This window comes from Embleya sp. NPDC025285, from assembly GCF_055558835.1.
Genome location: NZ_JBVHLU010000036.1, coordinates 51,619 through 70,926, shown reverse-complemented (window position 1 = coordinate 70,926; position 19,308 = coordinate 51,619). Strand labels below are relative to the sequence as shown.

At 72.1% G+C, this 19,308-nt stretch carries 20 protein-coding genes; 2 read left to right on the top strand and 18 right to left on the bottom strand.

Features of this window, described 5'->3' with window-relative positions:
• Window positions 1-263: 263 nt before the first annotated feature.
• From ACZ4FV_RS24415 to ACZ4FV_RS24335, 17 genes are all read right to left on the bottom strand, one after another.
• A complete protein-coding gene (locus ACZ4FV_RS24415) occupies window positions 264-1,010 on the bottom strand; it encodes a VIT1/CCC1 transporter family protein (RefSeq protein ID WP_402231711.1) in 747 nt (248 codons plus the stop codon).
• Between the two features lie 147 nt (window positions 1,011-1,157).
• Window positions 1,158-2,252, bottom strand: a complete 1,095-nt coding sequence (lgt, locus tag ACZ4FV_RS24410) for a prolipoprotein diacylglyceryl transferase (RefSeq protein ID WP_395862518.1) — start codon at window positions 2,250-2,252, stop codon at window positions 1,158-1,160.
• 114 nt (window positions 2,253-2,366) lie between these two features.
• Window positions 2,367-3,179, bottom strand: a complete 813-nt coding sequence (locus tag ACZ4FV_RS24405) for a DsbA family protein (protein ID WP_395862516.1) — start codon at window positions 3,177-3,179, stop codon at window positions 2,367-2,369.
• A complete protein-coding gene (locus ACZ4FV_RS24400; protein ID WP_402231713.1) occupies window positions 3,176-3,835 on the bottom strand; it encodes a MauE/DoxX family redox-associated membrane protein in 660 nt (219 codons plus the stop codon). The genes ACZ4FV_RS24405 and ACZ4FV_RS24400 overlap by 4 nt, the downstream gene beginning before the upstream one ends.
• Window positions 3,836-3,949: 114 nt before the next feature.
• Window positions 3,950-4,759, bottom strand: coding sequence for a DsbA family protein (locus ACZ4FV_RS24395; RefSeq protein ID WP_402231715.1), 810 nt, complete (start codon window positions 4,757-4,759; stop codon window positions 3,950-3,952).
• Window positions 4,760-4,887: 128 nt separating this feature from the next.
• A complete protein-coding gene (gene trpA / locus ACZ4FV_RS24390; RefSeq protein ID WP_395862510.1) occupies window positions 4,888-5,700 on the bottom strand; it encodes a tryptophan synthase subunit alpha in 813 nt (270 codons plus the stop codon).
• Window positions 5,697-6,917 carry a tryptophan synthase subunit beta gene (gene trpB / locus ACZ4FV_RS24385; RefSeq protein ID WP_395862509.1) on the bottom strand — a complete coding sequence of 407 codons (1,221 nt, stop codon included), beginning with the start codon at window positions 6,915-6,917 and terminating at the stop codon, window positions 5,697-5,699. Before trpB ends, trpA begins: the two co-directional genes overlap by 4 nt.
• Window positions 6,918-6,972: 55 nt before the next feature.
• Complete coding sequence (gene trpM, locus ACZ4FV_RS24380; protein ID WP_402231989.1) at window positions 6,973-7,140, bottom strand: tryptophan biosynthesis modulator TrpM; 168 nt, start codon at window positions 7,138-7,140, stop codon at window positions 6,973-6,975.
• Window positions 7,137-7,946, bottom strand: a complete 810-nt coding sequence (trpC, locus tag ACZ4FV_RS24375; RefSeq protein ID WP_395862507.1) for an indole-3-glycerol phosphate synthase TrpC — start codon at window positions 7,944-7,946, stop codon at window positions 7,137-7,139. The genes trpM and trpC overlap by 4 nt, the downstream gene beginning before the upstream one ends.
• Before the next feature lie 177 nt (window positions 7,947-8,123).
• A complete protein-coding gene (locus ACZ4FV_RS24370; protein ID WP_395862505.1) occupies window positions 8,124-8,555 on the bottom strand; it encodes a DUF2752 domain-containing protein in 432 nt (143 codons plus the stop codon).
• A gap of 28 nt (window positions 8,556-8,583) precedes the next feature.
• A complete protein-coding gene (locus ACZ4FV_RS24365; protein WP_395862503.1) occupies window positions 8,584-8,889 on the bottom strand; it encodes a CD225/dispanin family protein in 306 nt (101 codons plus the stop codon).
• 370 nt (window positions 8,890-9,259) lie between these two features.
• Complete coding sequence (locus tag ACZ4FV_RS24360) at window positions 9,260-9,469, bottom strand: HGxxPAAW family protein (RefSeq protein WP_395862501.1); 210 nt, start codon at window positions 9,467-9,469, stop codon at window positions 9,260-9,262.
• Window positions 9,470-9,583: 114 nt separating this feature from the next.
• Window positions 9,584-10,288 (bottom strand): TIGR02234 family membrane protein, encoded by a 705-nt coding sequence (locus ACZ4FV_RS24355; RefSeq protein WP_402231719.1) that lies wholly within the window; start codon window positions 10,286-10,288, stop codon window positions 9,584-9,586.
• Between the two features lie 148 nt (window positions 10,289-10,436).
• Window positions 10,437-11,981, bottom strand: coding sequence for an anthranilate synthase component I (locus tag ACZ4FV_RS24350; RefSeq protein ID WP_465323260.1), 1,545 nt, complete (start codon window positions 11,979-11,981; stop codon window positions 10,437-10,439).
• Between the two features lie 70 nt (window positions 11,982-12,051).
• Complete coding sequence (gene hisI, locus ACZ4FV_RS24345; protein ID WP_355537328.1) at window positions 12,052-12,429, bottom strand: phosphoribosyl-AMP cyclohydrolase; 378 nt, start codon at window positions 12,427-12,429, stop codon at window positions 12,052-12,054.
• Between the two features lie 43 nt (window positions 12,430-12,472).
• Window positions 12,473-13,123 (bottom strand): TIGR03085 family metal-binding protein, encoded by a 651-nt coding sequence (locus ACZ4FV_RS24340; protein WP_402231720.1) that lies wholly within the window; start codon window positions 13,121-13,123, stop codon window positions 12,473-12,475.
• Window positions 13,124-13,234: 111 nt separating this feature from the next.
• Window positions 13,235-14,419 (bottom strand): alpha/beta hydrolase, encoded by a 1,185-nt coding sequence (locus ACZ4FV_RS24335; protein WP_395862494.1) that lies wholly within the window; start codon window positions 14,417-14,419, stop codon window positions 13,235-13,237.
• 266 nt (window positions 14,420-14,685) lie between these two features.
• Here ACZ4FV_RS24335 and ACZ4FV_RS24330 point away from each other — a divergent pair, with 266 nt between their 5' ends.
• A complete protein-coding gene (locus ACZ4FV_RS24330) occupies window positions 14,686-16,503 on the top strand; it encodes an ABC transporter ATP-binding protein (protein ID WP_402231724.1) in 1,818 nt (605 codons plus the stop codon).
• Entirely contained in the window at window positions 16,500-18,350 is a 1,851-nt protein-coding gene (locus ACZ4FV_RS24325; protein ID WP_395862490.1) for an ABC transporter ATP-binding protein, read from the top strand. Before ACZ4FV_RS24330 ends, ACZ4FV_RS24325 begins: the two co-directional genes overlap by 4 nt.
• A 93-nt stretch (window positions 18,351-18,443) precedes the next feature.
• Here ACZ4FV_RS24325 and ACZ4FV_RS24320 read toward each other — a convergent pair whose 3' ends face one another.
• Window positions 18,444-19,298 (bottom strand): septum formation family protein, encoded by an 855-nt coding sequence (locus tag ACZ4FV_RS24320; protein ID WP_395862488.1) that lies wholly within the window; start codon window positions 19,296-19,298, stop codon window positions 18,444-18,446.
• Window positions 19,299-19,308 lie beyond the last annotated feature (10 nt).

Genomic DNA, 19,308 nt, shown 5'->3' with positions numbered 1-19,308 from the left:
AGGGACGACGTTGGCCCTCTGCGATTTCGTGCAGGTTACACGATCAGTACGTGTATCCGGAACCCGGGACAAACCCGTCTCACCATGCGGTCTCCAGGGTGATCCGGCCGGGCTGTCGAGCGCTGCGCCGCGCCGGTCGCCTTGGCATATCAGCTGGCTCATTCCCGACCATCCCGACACCGAAACTGGGTGTCCGACCCGTGGAATCGGTCGTTTCCGGGTGAGGTCGCCGGGCTACGGCCGTGTTACGTATGCCTCACCCGTCACACCTGTCGGCCGATCAGCAGGCCGAGCAGGTAGGTCAGTCCGCCGGCGGCGGCGCCCAGCACCAACTGGCGGGTCCCGCCGAACCACCACGGCCGGGCGGTGACCCGGGAGACCGCGGCGCCCGCGCCGAACAGGCCGAGCGCGGTGAGCAGCAGGGCGGGGGTGAGCGTGGTCGCGCCGAGCAGGTACGGCAGCAGGGGCAGCAGCGCGCCGATCGCGAAGAAGGCGAACGAGGAGCCGGCCGCGAGCCACGGCGAGGGCAGGTCGTGCGGGTCCACGCCGAGTTCCTCGCGGGCGTGGATCTCCAGGGCCAGCTCGGGGTCGCGGGAGAGTTGGCGGGCGACCTCGACGGCCAGGTCCTCGTCCAGGCCCCGGGCGATGTACAGCTCGGCGAGTTCGCGTTGTTCGGCCTCGGGGCTGCGGCACAGTTCGCGGCGTTCCACCTCGACCTCGGCGCGGGCCAGTTCACCCTGGGAGGCGACCGAGGTGTACTCCCCCGCCGCCATCGAGAAGGCGCCGCCGGCCAGGCCGGCCAGGCCGGTGATCACGACGGTCTTGGGCGTGGCGTCGCTGCCGACGACGCCGGCGATCAGCGCGAAGTTGGAGACCAGGCCGTCCATCGCGCCGAACACGGCCGGGCGCAGCCAGCCGCCGCCGATGTCGCGGTGGGTGTGGTCTATGCCGTCCTGGTGTCCGAGGGCCGGGGCACCCGTGCTGTCGGCGGCTGTGTCGGTGGTCTTCAAGGTCGTTCGGCCCTCTCGTCACGCTGGGGCGACGACGCTACCGTTTCGGCCGGACCCGCCGCCGGCCAGGAAAGGCTGTCCGAACCCGGAGAGGCTGCCCGAACCCGCAGGTGGAAGCGGGTCGGGGCAGCCTCGGGTAGAGCGGGGTCAGCCCTTGTCGGCGGGCTTGCGCACGACCGATGCGGCGGGCTCGGCATCCGTGTCCGCGCCGGGGTCGGCGTCGGTCGCGGCCTCGGCCGGCCCACCGGGTTCGTGGTCGGCGCTCTCGGCATCCTTCACGAGCTTCACGGGCTTCGTGGCTTTCGCGTCCGCCGCGTCCTCGGTGCCCCCGGTGTCCTCGGTCGCCTTCGCCTTCTCGGCCTTCTCGGCCCCGTCGGCGTCCTCGTCCTCAGCGTCCTCGTCCATCCCGCGGTCGTGCCCGCGCAGCGTGGCCGGGTCCTCGCGGCCGGGGTGCTTGCGCGCCGAGATCCAGATGTAGGCGAGCGCGCCGGCGAACACGACGATCGAGGTCCAGTTGTTCAGGCGCATGCCCAGCACGTGCTCGGCGTCGTCCACGCGCATGTACTCGATCCAGAACCGGCCCACCGTGTAGCCCGCGACGTAGAGCGCGAAGGCGCGGCCGTGGCCCAGTTTGAACCGGCGGTCGGCCCAGATCACCAGCGCCGCGACGCCGACGCACCACAGCGACTCGTACAGGAACGTCGGGTGGAAGGTGCCGGCCTGGCCGGGGTCGATCACGTTGTGGTCGCCGTCGATCTTCACCGCCCACGGCACGTCGGTCTCGCGGCCGTAGAGCTCCTGGTTGAACCAGTTTCCCCAGCGGCCCACGGCCTGGGCGAGGACGATGCCGGGGGCGAGCGCGTCGGCCAGCGCGGGCAGCGGGATGCCCCGGCGGCGGCAGCCGATCCAGGCGCCCACCGCGCCGAGGGCGATCGCGCCCCAGATGCCGAGGCCGCCCTTCCACACGGCGAACGCCTGCATGGGGTCGCCGCCGTCGCCGAAGTACGGCCCCGGCGTGGTGATGACGTGGTAGATGCGGCCGCCGACGAGGCCGAAGGGCACCATCCACACGGCGATGTCGCCGACCGTGCCGGGGCGACCGCCGCGGGCGACCCAGCGTCGCTCGCCGAGCCAGATCGCGAGGACGACACCGAGGATGATGCACAGCGCGTAGCCGCGCAGCGGGATCGGACCGAGGTCGATCTGGCCGCGGGAGGGGCTGGGAATGAATGCGAGGTCCATGGCGGGTACGACGCTACCGGGTGTGGGGGCGAACGTGTGCGGGCGGGCACATGCGAACGGGCGCGACACCGGAAAATGTGGTGTCGCGCCCGTTCGATGTGCGACGGACGGTGACTACTTGATCGCTGCCAGGATCTGGGCGCGCACCTCGTCGGGGGTGGCCAGGCCGCGACCCTTGACGATCAGGTCGATGGTCTTGCCGTTGATGCCCGCGGTCGGGGTGCCGGTGACCGGGGTGTCGCCGATCTTGGCGTTCTGGAACGCGTCCTCGACCTTGTTGACCCAACCCGCGACGCTCAGGTCGTTGACGCAACTGTCGAAGGTCGGCGAGCGCAGGCCCTCGACCTTGCCCGCGAGGTCGAGCAGGTAGGAGCGGCTGCCGAACTTGTCGTCCAACTCGTCGGGCTGGTTCGCGAAGAGCGTGTCGTGGTACTGCGCGAACTTGCCCGCGGTCTGCGCGCAGCCGGCGGCGTTGGCCGCGTACTTGGAGCCGTTGCCGCCGAGTTTGCCGTCCAGGAAGGACGCGATGTGGTAGTCGATCTTGATGGTGCCGGCGTCGGCCATCTGTCGCAGGGTGGGGCCGAGGGCCTTCTCCACCTCGTGGCAGATCGGGCAGCGGAAGTCCTCGTACATGATCAACGAGGGGGCGTTGGGGTTGCTGCCCACCGAGATGCCCAGGCCGTCCGCGGACAGGTTGGCGGGGGCGCTGAACGGCTTGGCGAGCGCGTCCTTCCAGGGCCCCTTCTTCTTGTTGGTCTTGGACATGCCCACGACCACGCCGATGATGGCGACGACCGCGAGGACGGCCACCACGGCGCCGGCGATGACGATGACGCGCTTGCGCTTGTCGATCGCCTGTTGGCGCGCGCGCTCTTGGGCCATGCGCTCGCGCGCGGTGCGCTTGCCTTCGGAATTCTTCGAGCTCACGTGATCTCAGGGCCTTTCGGTTCCCGGGTTCCGGGGTTCGGGTTCGCGTCCCCGCGGTACTCGTCCGCGTCGGCGTTCCGCTCGTCCTCGTCCTGGTCCGGGTCCTCGTCGTCCGCGTGGTGGTCGAGGTAGGACTGCTCCTCGGGGAACAGCCAGGCGTCCGCGGACAGGCGGGTTCGGGGGAAGACGATCAGCCAGATCGCGAGCAGCATGAAGCCGCAGTCCCGCAGGATCTCCTCGAGGTACGCGGTCTTGTCCGGCTCGACCGGGCCGCCGCCGCCGAAGCAGCCGCAGTCGATCGCCAGGCCGCGGGCCCAGGCCTGGGCGATGCCCGCGATGAACACGAGCAGGAGCAGCGCGGACAAGGACGCGACCAGTCGGGTGCCGAGCCCGATCACCAGGAGCAGGGCCAGGCCCAGTTCCAGGTAGGGCAGGGCGTAGCCGACCGGCTCGACGAGGTTGTCGGGCAGTACGTCGTAGCCCCGGACCGCGTAGGCGGCCTGGTCGGGGTCGAGCGCCTTCTCCCAGCCGGCGTATGCCCAGACGAAGGCCAGGCCCAGTCTGGCGGCGAGGCCGATCCAGGGCGCGATCGCGCGCAGTTTCGCGGGCGGGCCGCCTGTGGCGGTGCCGTTCGCGCCGGCCGTCGTGGTCGTCACAGGGCCACCGGCTCGATCGTTTTGCTTCCCAAGGTCTGACCTCCGTCACGACAGGTGAGGTGCGGGGACCCCGGTCCGGTTCTCCCCCGCACCCCGGACCGGCACATGTCCTGTCTAACCGGCGGAAGGTGCTTGAGGTTCCTCTCCGAGCGCCGCCTTACCACTACCGGGGTTCTCCAGGCGTTGGTCGAGCAGTTCACGAAGGTTGTCGGGCGAACGCATGGCCGAGTTCCCGCTGTCGAGAATTTTTCCGTCCACCGCGATGGCGGGCGTGGCCGAGACGCCGGAGCTTTCGAACGCGGTTTCGGCGGCACTGACCCACGCGGCGTTGGCGTCGGTGTTCACGCACGTGTCGAACGCCTCGCCGCGCAGGCCCGGGACCTGGTCGGCGAGTTCGAGCAGTCGCGCGGCGGTGTAGCCGTCCTCGGATTCCTCGGGCTGGTTGGTGAACAGCACCATGTGGTAGGCGGCGAACTTGCCCGCGTCCACCGAGCAGCGGGCGGCGTTGGCGGCCTTGACGGAGCCGGTGCCGCCGAGTTTGCCGTCCAGGAAGGAGGCGATGTGGTAGTCGACCTTGATCTTCCCGGCCTCGGCGTAGTCGGCGAGCAGTGGGCCGAAGCCGGTCTCGAAGCGCTTGCAGAACGGGCAGCGGAAGTCCTCGAACACGGTGACCGTCACCGGCGCGGAGGCGCTGCCGACCCGGATGACGCCGTCGGGTCGCACGGCGGCGGGCAGCGTGGCCGGGTCGACGGCGCGGATCGCCGACTTGGGGCCGGTCGCCGAGTTGTTCTCGCCGGCGTCGTCCTTGTCGTCGTCGCCGGTGGTGAGCACGACGCCCAGGACCGCGGCCAGGACGGCGGCCACGAGCACGCCGACGACGGCCAGGATGACGGGTGTTCGATTGGTCCTGGGGTTGGCGCTCAACGCGGGTTCCTCCGATGCGGGTGGGGGCGGGCATGGCAACGGCCGCCGCGGGAGTGCTGCGGCGGCCGTCGTCCAGCCGGTTCACATTTTGGCGTGTTTTTACACGGGATGGATGATTTCCGAGGGTGTCAGCGGCGTACGCCCTCGGCGAGGTCGGCGGCGAGGGCGCGGACGGCGTCCAGGCCGGCCTGTTCGTCGGGCGCGTCCAGCAGGGCGCGCACGAACGCGGAGCCGACGATGACGCCGTCGGCGTAGGCGGCGACCTCGGCCGCCTGGGCGGCGGTGGAGACGCCCAGGCCGACACAGACCGGCAGGTCGGTGGTCTTGCGGGTGCGCGCGACCAGGTCGCCGGCCGCGGAACTCACCGAGGTCCGGGCGCCGGTGACGCCCATGACGGACGCGGCGTAGACGAAGCCGCCGCAGTGGCGGGTGGTGTAGGCGATGCGTTCGTCCGAGGAGGACAGCGCCACCAGGAAGATCCGGTCGAGGTGGTGCCGGTCGGTGGCGGCGATCCAGTCGTGCGCCTCGTCCGGGATCAGGTCGGGGGTGATCACCCCGCTGCCCCCGGCCGCGGCGAGTTCGCTCGCGAACCGCTCGACGCCGTAGCGTTCGATCGGGTTCCAGTACGACATCACCAGCGTCGCGGCGCCGGTCTCGGCGACGGCGCGCACGTTGTCGATCACGTGGTGGGTGTTGGTGCCGTGTGCGAGCGCGTGTTCGACGGCGCGCTGGATGACCGGGCCGTCCATCTGCGGGTCGCTGTAGGGCAGGCCGACCTCGATGATGTCGCACCCGCCCTCGACCATCGCGCGCATCGCGGCGGCGGAGCCCTCGACGGAGGGATAGCCCGCCGGGAGGTAGCCGACGAGTGCGGCGCGGTTCTCGGCGCGGGCGGCGGCCAGCACCTTCGTCAGCCTGGTGGTGGTGTCGGTGCCGGTCACGACTGCTCCGCTTCCGCGTCGAGGAGATCGAAGTACTTGGCGGCGGTGTGCATGTCCTTGTCGCCGCGCCCGGAGAGGTTGACCAGGATGGTGGCGTCCGGGCCGAGTTCGCGCCCGACCTCGATCGCGCCGGCCAGGGCGTGCGCGGACTCGATCGCCGGGATGATGCCCTCGGTGCGGCACAGCAGCCGGAACGCCTCCATCGCGGGGGCGTCGTCGATCGGCCGGTAGGTCGCCCGGCCGGTCTGGTGCAGCCACGCGTGCTCGGGCCCGACCGCCGGGTAGTCCAGGCCGGCCGAGATCGAGTGCGATTCCATGGTCTGCCCGTACTCGTCCTGGAGCAGGTAGGTGCGCGCGCCGTGCAGGACGCCGATCGAGCCGCCGGTGATCGAGGCGGCGTGCCGGCCGGTCTCCACGCCGTCGCCGCCCGCCTCGAAGCCGTACAGGCGCACGCCCTCGTCGGGGATGAACGCGTGGAAGGCGCCGATCGCGTTGGAGCCGCCGCCCACGCACGCGCAGACCGCGTCCGGCAGCTTGCCGGTCAGGTCGAGCACCTGCTGTCGGGCCTCCACCGAGATGACCTTGACGAAGTCGCGGACCATCGCCGGGAAGGGGTGGGCGCCGGCGGCGGTGCCGAGCAGGTAATGGGTGTTGTCGACGTTGGCGACCCAGTCGCGCAGCGCCTCGTTGATCGCGTCCTTGAGGGTGCGCGAGCCGATCGAAACCGGGATCACCTCGGCGCCGAGCACGCGCATCCGGGCCACGTTCAGCGCCTGGCGCTGGGTGTCGAGTTCGCCCATGTAGACGACGCAGTCGAGGCCGAGCAGCGCGCACGCGGTCGCGGTGGCCACGCCGTGCTGGCCGGCGCCGGTCTCGGCGATCACCCGGGTCTTGCCCATGCGCTTGGTCAGGATGGCCTGACCGAGCACGTTGTTGATCTTGTGCGAGCCGGTGTGGTTGAGGTCTTCGCGCTTGAGGATGATCCGCGCGCCGCCGGCGTGTTCGGCGAAGCGGGGCGCCTCGGTGATGATGCTCGGGCGCCCGGCGTAGTCGCGCAGCAGGCCGGCGAACTCGGCCTGGAACTCCGGGTCGTCCTTGGCCTTCTCGTAGGCGGCGGTCAGTTCGTCGAGGGCGGCGATCAGTGCCTCGGGCAGGAAACGCCCGCCGAAGACGCCGAAGTGGCCGGAGGGGTCCGGCTGTTGGGCAGTGCTGGACATGCGAGGTCCTTGTCGGTGTGGCATGCCGTGCGGACGGCACGTTGCTGACGGTGGGTCAGGAAACGTGTCGGCGCCATCGGCTGCCCGGCACCTGGCCGGGCTCGCAACCGATCACATAGCGCACCCGGCGGCCGCGGACCCGCCGCGCGGGCGCGCGGCAGCCACGGGGCTTGCAGCCCCTGGCCAGTCGCGGATCCATGCTCATCGCCGCACGCGCTCTCAGCCGCGCCCGTGCCGGATCGCCGGGTGGGCGCCCGCGGCGACCAGGTCGGCGACCGAGCTGCGCGGGTCGCGACCGGTGACCAGGGACTCGCCCACCAGGACGGCGTCGGCGCCGTTGTTGGCGTACGCGATCAGGTCGTGCGGGCCGCGTACGCCGGACTCGGCGATGCGCACGCACGAGTCCGGGATCAGCGGGGCGATCCGGGCGAAGTTGTTGCGGTCCACCTCGAGGGTCTTGAGGTTGCGCGCGTTGACCCCGATCACGGTGGCGCCGGCGTCGAGCGCGCGGGCGGTCTCCTCCTCGTCGTGGACCTCCACGATCGTGGTGAGACCGATCGAGCGGGACCGCTCGATCAGCGAGATCAGCGCGTTCTGCTCCAGGGCCGCGACGATCAGCAGGGCGACGTCCGCGCCGTGTGCGCGGGCCTCCCAGAGCTGATAGCTGGTGACCATGAAGTCCTTGCGCAGGACCGGGATGTCGACCGCGGCGCGGACCGCGTCGAGGTCTTCGAGCGAGCCGCCGAATCGGCGCTGCTCGGTGAGCACGCTGATCACCGAGGCGCCGCCGGACTCGTAGTCGGCGGCCAGGCCGGCCGGGTCGGCGATCGCGGCGAGTGCGCCCTTGGAGGGGCTGGAGCGCTTGACCTCGGCGATGACGGCGATGCCGTCGCCGCGCAGGATGCTCTCCGCGTCGCGGGGTGCCGGCGCCTGGGCCGCGAGTTCCTTGATCTCGTCAAGGGATACGCGGGCCTGTCGTTCGGCGAGGTCGGCGTTGACACCGTCGATGATCTCGTCGAGAACGCTCACGCCCTACATCCCCTCGTTTGTCCGGAGAACCTGCTCCCCCGGCTCTTCGATGGTATAGGCCGATTCGAACAGACCCGTCCACGCCGCACCGCCGAAGAGGTGGGGGCAGCATACGGCGTCGCACGGTGGGTCCGTGCGCACGGTCCGGCCGGCGGAACCGCCGGCGATCACTGTGCGTCAGGGCGCGAGCGCCGCACCGAAGGGCAGGTCGCGGACGATCCAAAAGAGCAGCACGACCACCAGCAGAGCCCGCAGCGGGCGGGGGTCGGCGAGCGCCCGACGCGGGCGCGCGCGGGCGGTGCGCACCGCCCAGCGCAGCCACAACACGCCGATCAGCGGGAACAGCGCGACCGCGAGCGCGTTGTAGCCCAGCGCGGCGGGCAGGTCGAGGTGGGTCAGCGCGTGCACACAGCGCAGGCCGCCGCAGCCGGGGCAGGGCAGGCCGGTGAGCAGCAGGTAGGGGCACGGCGGATAGTGGCCGCTCTCGCGCGGATCGACCAGCCCCACATAGGCGGTCGCGGCACCGAGCAGGGCCAGGCTCACGGCCGGCAGTCCGAGGTTGCGCAGCCGGAAGCCGGTGCTCGGCGCGGGCGGGGCGGGGGTGTTCACCGACCCATTGTGCGGTCCGGACGCACCGTCAGAGGTCACCCAGCGTGTCTTTCCAGCCGAGCAGGAATACACCCACCATCCAGGTGGTCCAGAAGATCACGCCGAGCAGCACCGTGCCGATGGTCCAGTTGCGGGCCCGCAAGGAAGCGAGCCGGGCGCCCGCGACGTCGCCGCGCTGCCAACGCTCGTTGACACTGGTGGCCGCGAGCAGCGCGGGCACGCCCGCCAGGAAGCAGCAGAAGACCGTGGCCACGACCGCCCACGCGAGGTAGTTCTCCGGCGGCCCGGGTGGCGGTCCGGCGGGCGGCGGCGTGGTCGGCGGTCCATAGGGCATGGCGTGCCCGAACGGTCGAGCCGGCGCGTTCCACTCCCGCGTCCGATCCGGCCGCTCCTCACCGCCTCCGGAAGCCCCCGGATAGCCGTAGGCCACATTCCCCCCTAGGCACAACGCCGCACCGGCGAGCCCACCCTAGAACAGCCCCGGGCCCGCCACACCAAACCCCAACCACCGCCCGAGCCAACCGACGCCCGAACCGGCCCGGCAGGCGCTTGAGCCCACATCAGCCCGGCCGGCGCCTGAGGCCAACCCAAGCCAACCGAAGGCCCGAGGTCAGCCGCACATCAGCCCGGCCGGCGCCTGAGGCCGACCCGAACCGACCGAACGCCCGAGGTCAGCCGAAAACCAGCCCGGCCGGGGCCGAACGTCAGCGCCGCGCAGGAGCCGTGCCGAGACCACCCATCCGCATGCCCGCACCGGCGACGCACCCCACCAAAACCACAACCGCACCGACCCAGAACAACATCACGTTGGCCGCGATCATCGCGACGCCGGAGATCGTGCAGCCGATCAGCGCCAGTATGGTCACGGTCCAGGCGGCGGGGGTACTGCCGTGGTTTCCGGCTTGCGACGACATCGCTCAACTCCTTCGGCTTCACATTCACACGCTTGTGCGCGGCTGCCGCGACACCGTCCTGGGCGCCGCGATCACAACCGCGCGAGTCTTATTGTCACCCGTCGAGAGCAGTGCTCAGCGCGTGGGGTCCTCGCCGCGGTCGAGCGCGTTCCACAGATCGGCGTTGCGGACCGGGCCGCGCTTGACGGCGGCCGCCTTGCCGGCGGGGGCCTCGTAGCGGTTGGACATCCCGGGCCAGCGCCGGCCCCGAAGCACCACGAACAGACCGGCCAGCAGGATCAGCGCACCGCCCACGGCCGCGAACCACGGCCAGATCGTGTGGCTGACGTCCACCGCGCGAACCCCCTCGACGGCCGCCTTGCCCGCCGCCTCGGAGTTCACCGCCGAGGTGTCGCCGGCACCTTGCACGGCCAACACCGTGACCCCGAGCCCGGCCAGCGTCACCAGCACGCCGATGACGGTTCGCCCGATCGTGCGGGTGGCGAGCACCGCGAGGCCGCCGGCCAGGCCGAGCAGCGCGAGCGCGGAGCCGGCCTTGTTGATCGTATTGCCGCTCGCGTGCACCGCGATCCGCGAGCCGTGCACCGGCGCGGTGCCCTCGGCCCACGTACGCCCCGCCGCCGAGAGCACCACGGCCGCGCCGACCAGGGCCAGCAGCACCGCGACGGTCAACTCCCGGCGGGCCGCCCTGCGCTCCCGCGACGCCGCCGCGTCCGCCGTATCGCCCGCGCCGGCCGCGGTCGCGGGCTCCGCGATCGCTCGGTCGTCCGTCTCGGTGCCACTGCGCGCTGCGCCGGCCTCGGTCCTCGCGTCGGTCATGTCACCAGCATGACCCACGCCGCCGAACGGCTTGACCCGGGGCGGGTCGGCGCGGTCCCCCTGCCATCCCGGACGAGGCCCGAGCCGGGCCCGAGAACCAGCCCCGGCCGGTTCGAGGACGAACTCCTACCGGGTCCCGAGACCCGCCCTATACCTCGTGCGCCGGCGTCAACGTCCCCGCGATGGCGATCGCGCGCAGCACCGCCGCCGCCTTGTTGCGGCACTCGATGTCCTCGGCCTCGGGCGAGGAGTCGGCCACCACGCCCGCACCGGCCTGGACGTACGCCACACCGTCGCGGATGAGCGCGGTGCGGATCGCGATCGCGGTGTCCAGGTCGCCGGCGAAGTCGACGTAGCCCACACAACCGCCGTACAGCCCGCGCCGGGTCGGCTCGAAGTTCTCGATGATCTCCATCGCGCGCGGCTTGGGCGCGCCGGAGAGGGTGCCCGCCGGGAAGCACGCGGCGAACACGTCCAACGCGGTGCGCTCCGGGGCCAACTCGCCCACCACGGTGGACACGATGTGCATCACGTGGCTGTACCGCTCGACCGACATGAAGTCGATCACCTCGACCGTGCCGGGTGCGCAGACCCGGCCCAGGTCGTTGCGGCCCAGGTCGACCAGCATCAGGTGCTCGGCGCGTTCCTTCGGGTCGGCGAGCAACTCCTCGGCCAGGTCGGCGTCCTGCTGGGGGGTGGCGCCGCGCGGGCGGGTGCCCGCGATCGGGTGCAGCATCGCGCGCCCGTTCTCGACCTTGACCAGCGCCTCGGGGCTGGAGCCGACCACGTCGAAGCCGCCCTCGGCGCCGCCGTCCGGGCCCGGCAGCCGGAACAGGTACATGTACGGACTGGGGTTGGTCGCGCGCAGGATCCGGTACACGTCCAGCGCGCCGGCCTCGGTGGGCATCTCGAAGCGCTGGGACAGCACGATCTGGAACGCCTCGCCGGCCCGGATTTCCTCCTTGGCCGCCTCCACCGCCTTGCGGTAGGCGGGTGAGCCCCACGGGCCGACCGCCTCCGCCGGCGCGGCGCGCTCGAACGAGGCCGCGGCCAGTCCGGTCGGCCGGGCCAGGTCGGCCGTCATCGCGTCGAGCCGGGCCACCGCCGCGTGGTAGGCCTCGTCGACGCCGGACTCGCGGTTGTCGTGGTTGATCGCGTTGGCGATCAGCAACACGCTGCCGTCCGCGTGGTCGAGCACCGCGAGGTCGGTGGCCAGGAACATCATCAGTTCCGGCACCCGCAGGTCGTCCACGGTCGCGTCGGGCAGCCGTTCCAGCCGGCGCACCACGTCGTAGCCGAGGTAGCCGACCATCCCGCCGGTCAGCGGTGGCAGTTCCAGGCCCGGGACGCCGTGCGGGGTGTGCAACGCGGCCACGGTGGCCCGCAGTACCTCCAGCGGATCGCCGTCCACCGGCACGCCCACCGGCGGGGTGCCCAGCCAGCGGGCCCGTCCGGCCGCCTCGGTGAGCACCGCCGCGCTGCGCACGCCCACGAACGAATAGCGGGACCACGAGCGGCCGTTCTCGGCGGACTCCAGCAGGAAGGTGCCGGGCCGCTCGGCGGCGAGTTTGCGGTACAGCCCGACGGGGGTGTCGCCGTCGGCCAGGAAGCTCCGGGTGACGGGGATGACCCGCCGGTCGCGCGCGAGCGCCCGGAAGGTGTCGAGGTCGGGGGTGACGGTTCCGGTGGTCATGGCGTGCGCAATCTCCCGGGCAGCGAGGTCGGGCGGAGCCGGGGCCACGCGGGCCCGGGGTCGGCGGCGGTCAGTCGGAGACGGGCAGGACGTCCGCGTCGAAGCACGTGCGGTCGCCGGTGTGGCACGCGGCGCCGGTCTGCTCGACCCGCACCAGCACGGCGTCGCCGTCGCAGTCGAGCGCGACCGAGAGCACCTTCTGCACGTGGCCGGAGGTGTCGCCCTTGACCCAGTACTCCTGCCGGCTGCGGCTCCAGTAGGTGCATCGGCCGGTGGTCAGCGTGCGATGCAGGGCCTCATCGTCCATCCAGCCGACCATCAGCACCTCGCCCGTGTCGCCGGCCTGCGCGACGGCGGCGATCAGGCCGTCGGGGTCGCGCTTGAGGCGTGCGGCGATGGTCGGGTCGAGGTCGGACGGCCGCGCGGGCGGGTGGGTGGCACCGGTCATGCGCGCATTGTCGCAGACCCGCGCGGGCCGACCGGTTCGGTGTTCACAGGCCGGTACGGGCCGTACGCAGGGTGTCGATCGCCGCCGGGTCGCCGTCCAGCTCGACCCGGGCCCGGTCCTTGCGGCCGAACAGGTACAGGAGCAGTTCGCCCGGGTGTCCGCTCAGGGTCACCACGGGCGTGCCCTTGTGGATGGTCCTGGGCTGTTCGTCGGGTCCGGTGTCGGTGCGGCGCAGCGCCACGCCGACCGGGACGCCGCGCAGCGCGATCCGCGAGGAGCCGACGGCCCGCTTCCACAGGATCTCGGTGAGCGCGGGGTCCAGTTCGCGCGGCTCGGCGCCGCCGGGCTGCGCGCGGCGCACGTCCTCCAGGTGGATGAAGTACTCCATCGTGTTGGCGGCGGCGTCCACACCGGGGATGCCGAACACGGACAGCCGCGGCGGGCCGTCGGCGACCAGGCGCACGGTCTGTTCGTACGGCTTGGCCGCCTGCCGCAGCCGGACCTTCTCGGTGTGGCCGGCGAGCGCCTCGAACATGATGCCCGGCGCGGAGTCGGGGCGCCGCTCGCGGATCACCAGGTGCGCCGCGAGGTCGCGGGTGGTCCAACCCTCGCACAGGGTGGGCGCGTCCGGGCCGAGCACGCGCAGGAGTTCGGCGAGCGCGGCACGTTCGGTGCGGGCGTGGGAAGTCGGCATGTGCCGATCCTTCGGCCCGCACCGGGCGCGGTCAAGGGGGCGCGGTCACGGGTGTGCGGTCACACGTGTGGGGTCGGGGCATGCGGTCGGAGCGTCCCGTCGGCGGTGCGGTCACGGCGACGCGGCGATCGGCGCGGAGTCCTTGGGTTGGTCGGTGTTCTGTTGCGTGCTCATCCAGCGCAGCGCGTCCGGCAGGACCGCCTGCCAGGTCTTGAAGTTGTGCCCGCCGGTGGGCAGGAGCAGCGTGTCCACCTTCAGCGGCGGTTTGGCCAGTCGCTGGAACTCCTTGGTGTCGGCCAGGTTCGGCTCACCGCTCTCGCTGCTGGTGAGCAGCAGGCTGACGGGTGGCATCGGCATGTTCTTCAGCCGCCACATCAGGTCGTGCTGGTTGCGGTACGCCTTGCTGCCGCCGTACAGGTCGCCGGTGTCGCCGTCCATCGGCGCGCCGTAGTCGGCGGACAGCGCGACGCCCGCGCCGATCCGGTCCGAGTGCAGCATCGCGAGCTTGGCCGCGCAGTAGCCGCCGGTGGAGTCGCCGAGCATGCCCCAGCCGCGCGGTCCGGGGGCGACCCGGTAGGCCTGGCTGATCGCCTCGGGCAGGTCCTGGCTGAAGAACATGCCCACCTGCGGCCCACCGGGCACGTCGGTGCACTCGGTGTCGCGGGCGACGCCGACGCTCGGTTTCATCATCACGTAGATGGTGGGCTGGACCCGGCCGGCGGCGATCTCGGTGGCGGCGAACTTGGGCAGTTCCAGGCGGGTGACCAGGTTGCGCTCGTTGCCGGGGTAGCCGGTGAGCACGACCACGACCGGGAAGCGCCGGTCCTTGTACTGGGCCTGGAAGTACTGCGGCGGCAGGTAGACCAGCGCGGCCGTGCCCAGCCCGCTGCGTCGCCCTGCCACGTCCACCTGCATGATCTGGCCCGCGGCCTGCGGGTTCTTGCCCTGCGGGACGTCTATCGTCTCGGTCCCGTTCTCCTTGACCAGCTTGGGCACGTCACCGGGACCGTTGGTGCCGAAGTTCACCACCGGCTTGCCGGTGTGCCCGAGCAGGTCGTCCCAGGTCGTGTAGAAGACGAAGTAGCGGTTGCCGATCACCGCGACGGTGGCCATCAGCAGCACCTGCGTGCTCAGCAGGATGCCGACCCGTCCCAGGATCGGCAGTACCCCCTGGCGGGACAACTTCGGCCAGAAGTACACGGCGGCCGCGGCCGCCGCGAAGGCGACGACGCCGAGCAGGATTATCAGTTTGAGGCTGGTCAGGCCCACAGCGGCGTCCTCGGTCCTATGGATCATGGTCAGGGCACGCCCGTGGAGACGAGACCGGCCCGGGGTTTGGTTGCGGATGCCGGCGACACTCCGGCACGGCCGGCGGGGAACGCCCGAAACAGGGTGACATGCGGGAAAGGTGCGGTCCAAGCCGAGCCGGGTGCGTCGATCCTGATCGAACCGAGGTCCGCGCCGGGGAATCCGGGCCGTCCGACGTGCCTTGTACTTTCATTGGACAACCATCCTTCGAGAGCCCCGTTCGCGGCGGCCGGATTCCCGTGAAAGTGAGCCCCGTGGCGGACAAGGTCGTGCTGCGACAAGGACTGCGCGTCATCGGTGTGGCGATCCGCGAGGAACCGCGGATCTTCGCCGCCGCGGTGGGCGCGAGCGCGGTGTACGGCGTGATGACGGTCGGCTCGGCCCTGGTGCTGGGCCGGGTCACCGACGAGGTGATCATTCCCGCGTTCCGGGACGGGCGGACCACGGCCGGTGCGCTGATCGGCGCGTTCGCGGCGGTCTTCGGCATCGCGCTGCTCAAGGCGTTCGGCGTGATCGGGCGCCGCCTGTGGGCGGGTGTGATGCAGTACCGCCTCCAGGCCACCTACCGGCGTCGGGTCACCCGGCAGTACCTGCGGCTGCCGCTCGCGTGGCACCACCGCCACCCCACCGGGACGCTGCTGTCCAACGCGAACGCCGACGTCGAGGCGGCCTGGAATCCGGTCGCGCCGCTGCCGATGGCCACCGGCGTGGTGGTGATGTTGTTCGTCGCGGCGATCTCGATGGTGCTCACCGACTGGGCGCTCGCGCTGGTCGGCTTCGTGATCTTCCCGGCGATCGCCCTGCTCAACGTGATCTATCAGCGCAAGCAGGGCCCGCTGGCGATGCGCGCGCAGGAGTTGCGTGCCGACGTCGCGGAGATCGCGCACGAGAGCTTCGACGGCGCGTTGGTGGTCAAGACGCTGGGCCGCGAGACCGAGGAGACCACCCGCTTCGCCGCCGCGTCGCGCGAGTTGGCCGACGCGAACATCGCGGTGGGCCGGGTGCGGGCGCTGTTCGACCCGATCCTGGAGGCGCTGCCCAGCTTCGGCGTGCTGCTGGTGCTGGTGGTCGGCACAGTCCGGGTCTCGCACGGGGACCTGGCCCCCGGCGACCTGGTCCAGGTGGCCTACCTGTTCACCCTGTTGGCCTTCCCGGTCCGGGCGATCGGCTGGCTGCTGGGCGACATGCCGCGCTCGGTGGTCGGCTTCGACCGGGTCAAGGGGGTGCTGGAGGCCGAGGGCGAGCACGCCTACGGGGCGATCGAGGGCGGCGACGCCTCTGCCGGTCCGGCCCGCCTGCAGGCCCGCGCGGTGCGCTTCGGCTACACCGACGACACCGACGTGCTGCACGACGTGGCCTTCGACGTCGAGCCCGGGCGCACCATCGCGGTCGTCGGCCCGACCGGGTCCGGCAAGTCCACGCTGGTCTCGCTCCTGGTGCGCCTGGTCGACCCGGTCGACGGCGCGATCCTGCTGGACGGCACCGACCTGCGCGACTATCGGCGTGGCGGGATCGCGGCCACCGCGGCGCTGGTGCCGCAGCAGGCGTTCCTGTTCGACGACAGCGTGCGCGACAACATCACCCTGGGCCTGGACCTGGACGACGCGGCGGTGCAGGAGGCGCTGCGGATCGCCCAAGCCGACTTCGTCACCGCGCTGCCCGAGGGCCTGGACACCCAGGTGGGCGAGCGCGGGACCACCCTCTCCGGCGGCCAGCGCCAGCGCATCGCGCTGGCCCGGGCGCTGGTGCGGCGCCCGCGCCTGTTGGTCCTGGACGACGCCACCTCTGCGGTGGACCCGCGGGTGGAGGCGGCCATCCTGCACGGGCTGCGCGACGCGGGCCCCGCGACGGTGGTCGTGGTGGCCTACCGCAAGGCCACCATCGCGCTCGCCGACGAGGTGATCTACGTCGAGGGCGGCCGGGTGCTCGACCGCGGCCCGCACCACGAGTTGCTGGACCGCTCGGTGGGCTACCGCCGACTGGTCAACGCGTACGAGCGCGCCGCGCGCGAGGGCGCGGACGAGGATCTCGACATCGACGTCAGCGAGGCCGAGGAGGCCACGGCTTCATGAGTATCGCCACCGTCACGGCCAAGGCGCCCGAACCCGAGCCGAAGGCCGCGTCGCGGATCGGCGCCGACCCCGCGTCGACCCGGCCGACCGAGTCCGGATGGAGCGTGCTGCGCCGGGGCCTGCGGTTGACCCCGGAGTTCACCGAGGGCTGGATCGTCACGCTGTTGCTGGCCGTGGTGGGCACGGCCGGCCGGATCGTGGTGCCGCTGGCCGTCCAGCAGACCATCGACCGGGGCCTGCGCGCCGACGCCGGCCCGGACCTGACCGTGGTGCGCACGATGGCCGCGCTCGCGGCGCTGGCGGTGGTGGTCACCGCGGTGTCCGCGTACGCGATGAACGTGCGCCTGTACCGCACCAGCGAGCGCGGGTTGTCCACCCTGCGGGTGGCCGCCTTCCGGCACATCCACGACCTGTCCACGCTGCACCAGCAGTCCGAGAAGCGCGGCTCGCTGGTCTCGCGGGTGACCGGCGACGTGGACACGATCAGCCGCTTCATCCAGTTCGGCGGTCTGCTGCTGATCGTCAGCGTCGGGCAGATCGCGCTGGTGACGGTGCTGATGTTCGTCTACTCGTGGCAGCTCACGCTGCTCGTGTGGGTGTGCTTCGCGCCGCTGTACTTCTTCATGCGCGCGGTGCAAAAGCGCATCGCCGCCGCCTACTCGCACGTGCGGGTGGCCATGGGCCGGATGCTCGGCGCGATCGCGGAGCCGGTGGTGGGCGCCGCGATCGTGCGCGCGCACGGCATCGAGGACCGCACCGCGCGTCGGATCGACGCGTCGGTGGACGCGCACCGGGACGCGCAGACCCGCGCCCAGTTGTTCGTCGCGTTGACCTTCCCGATGGGCGAGTTCGTGGTCGGCCTGGCCAACGGCCTCGTGGTGGTGGTGGGTGTGTGGCTGGGCATCGACGGGCAGCTCAGCGTCGGCGAACTGGTCGCCTTCCTGTTCCTGGTCACCCTGTTCGTGGGCCCGGTGCAGATGGGCGTGGAGATCCTCAACGAGGCGCAGAACGCGCTCGCGGGCTGGCGCCGGGTGCTGGAGGTGCTGGACGCGGAGCCGGACATCGCCGACCCGGGCGACGCGGGCGAGGAACTCCCGCGCGGCCCGGTCGAGGTCGCCTTCGACCACGTCTCGTACGGGTACCCGGGCGGGCCGCGGATCCTGCACGACGTGGACGTCACGCTCGCGCCCAGGACGAGGATCGCGGTGGTCGGCGAGACCGGCTCCGGCAAGACCACGTTCGCCAAGCTGCTCACCCGCCTCGTCGACCCGGACGAGGGTCGGGTGCTGCTGGACGGCGTCGAACTGCCCCGGGTGCGCTTCTCGTCGCTGCGCGCCCGGGTGGTGATGGTGCCGCAGGAGGGCTTCCTGTTCGACGCCACGCTGCGCGAGAACGTGCGCTACGGCCGGCCGGACGCGGACGACGCGGCCATTCGCACCGCGTTCACCGACCTGGGGTTGGCCGATTGGTTGGCCGGGCTGGCCGCGGGCCTGGACACCCCCGTGGGCCAGCGCGGCGAGTCGTTGTCGGCGGGCGAGCGGCAACTGGTCGCGCTCGTGCGGGCCTACATCGCCGATCCCGACCTGCTGGTCCTGGACGAGGCGACGTCGGCCGTGGACCCGGCCACCGAGGTACGGATCGGGCGGGCCCTGGACGGGCTGACCCGGGGCCGCACCGCGGTGTTCATCGCACACCGGATGTCCACCGCCGAATCGGCCGACGAGGTGCTCGTGTTCGACGCGGGCAAGCTGGTCGAACGCGGGCCGCACACCCGCCTGGTCGGGGCCGGCGGGATCTACTCGCGGCTGCACGCCTCGTGGACGGCGCAGCAGAAGACGTCGCGCTGAGCCGAGCCCGGTCTTGGGCCGGTCGCCCCCGAGGGTCGGACGGGCCGTGCGGCCCCGTCCGGCCCTCGGGTCCGTTCGCGGTCCCCTGCGGTCCTATCGCAGGGGCGCCGTCAGCTTCTTGGTCTCGTCCACGTAGGACACCAGGCACTGCACCTCGCGGTCGCCACTGATCCAGCCCGATTCCTTCGGGTAGATGTAGAGCCAGGTCAGCTGCTCCGCCTCGGGTTGGCGGGCGATCACGGGTTCGGCGATCGGCTTGCACACCGCGGACGCCTGGGTGTCCATCGCCGCGTCGCCGGGCCAGGTGCCGTCCGGCAGCGCGACGTTCCGGACGTGCTGCCCGTCGTGCGGCGCCGTGCACGCGACCTTGTCCACGTCCGTGCCGACGGCCGCGAACGAAATGCAGTCGCCCGGGCTGAGCGGGACCTTCTTGACCGCGACGCTGCCGTTGGAGTTGGTCGCCTGGGGCGTGACGGCCCGGGTACTCGGCGGCTCGCTCGACGGCGGCTCGGGGGTGTCCGTGGGCGGCGGAGTGCTCGCCGGCGCGCTCGTGCGCCCGGTCGCGGTGTCCGCCGGGCCGGCCTTGTCGCCCTTGTCGTCGTCCCCGCCCAGGCTCAGCACCAGGGCGATCACGCCGCCGGCGATCACCAGCGCGACGACCACCACGATCGCCACCACGCGCCCGCCGCCCCGCCCGCCGGAGGGGCCGCCGGGACCGCCCGGGCCGTAGGGCGGTCCGCCTCCGTACGGTGGGCCGCCACCACCGTACGGAGGGCCGCCGCCGTAGGGCGGGCCGCCGATCGTCGGACCGTCGTAGGGCGACGGCGGGTTCGTGGGCGGCGGCCCCGCGGGGCCGCCGGGATAGCCGCCCGCACCGCCGCCGTACCCGCCCCCGCCGTAGCCGCCGGAACCGTGGTTGCCGCCCGGGTATCCGCCGGGAGTGCTCATCACGTCGATC

What these genes read in the sequence shown, in the direction of transcription:
- trpB (WP_395862509.1), bottom strand. Translation starts at nt 6,917, where the DNA reads ATGTCCAGCACTGCCCAACAGCCGGACCCCTCCGGCCACTTCGGCGTC.
- ACZ4FV_RS24320 (WP_395862488.1), bottom strand. Translation starts at nt 19,298, where the DNA reads ATGAGCACTCCCGGCGGATACCCGGGCGGCAACCACGGTTCCGGCGGC.
- hisI (WP_355537328.1), bottom strand. Translation starts at nt 12,429, where the DNA reads ATGACCGGTGCCACCCACCCGCCCGCGCGGCCGTCCGACCTCGACCCG.
- ACZ4FV_RS24365 (WP_395862503.1), bottom strand. Translation starts at nt 8,889, where the DNA reads ATGCCCTATGGACCGCCGACCACGCCGCCGCCCGCCGGACCGCCACCC.
- ACZ4FV_RS24355 (WP_402231719.1), bottom strand. Translation starts at nt 10,288, where the DNA reads ATGACCGACGCGAGGACCGAGGCCGGCGCAGCGCGCAGTGGCACCGAG.
- ACZ4FV_RS24325 (WP_395862490.1), top strand. Translation starts at nt 16,500, where the DNA reads ATGAGTATCGCCACCGTCACGGCCAAGGCGCCCGAACCCGAGCCGAAG.
- ACZ4FV_RS24350 (WP_465323260.1), bottom strand. Translation starts at nt 11,981, where the DNA reads ATGACCACCGGAACCGTCACCCCCGACCTCGACACCTTCCGGGCGCTC.
- ACZ4FV_RS24335 (WP_395862494.1), bottom strand. Translation starts at nt 14,419, where the DNA reads ATGATCCATAGGACCGAGGACGCCGCTGTGGGCCTGACCAGCCTCAAA.
- lgt (WP_395862518.1), bottom strand. Translation starts at nt 2,252, where the DNA reads ATGGACCTCGCATTCATTCCCAGCCCCTCCCGCGGCCAGATCGACCTC.
- ACZ4FV_RS24360 (WP_395862501.1), bottom strand. Translation starts at nt 9,469, where the DNA reads ATGTCGTCGCAAGCCGGAAACCACGGCAGTACCCCCGCCGCCTGGACC.
- ACZ4FV_RS24340 (WP_402231720.1), bottom strand. Translation starts at nt 13,123, where the DNA reads ATGCCGACTTCCCACGCCCGCACCGAACGTGCCGCGCTCGCCGAACTC.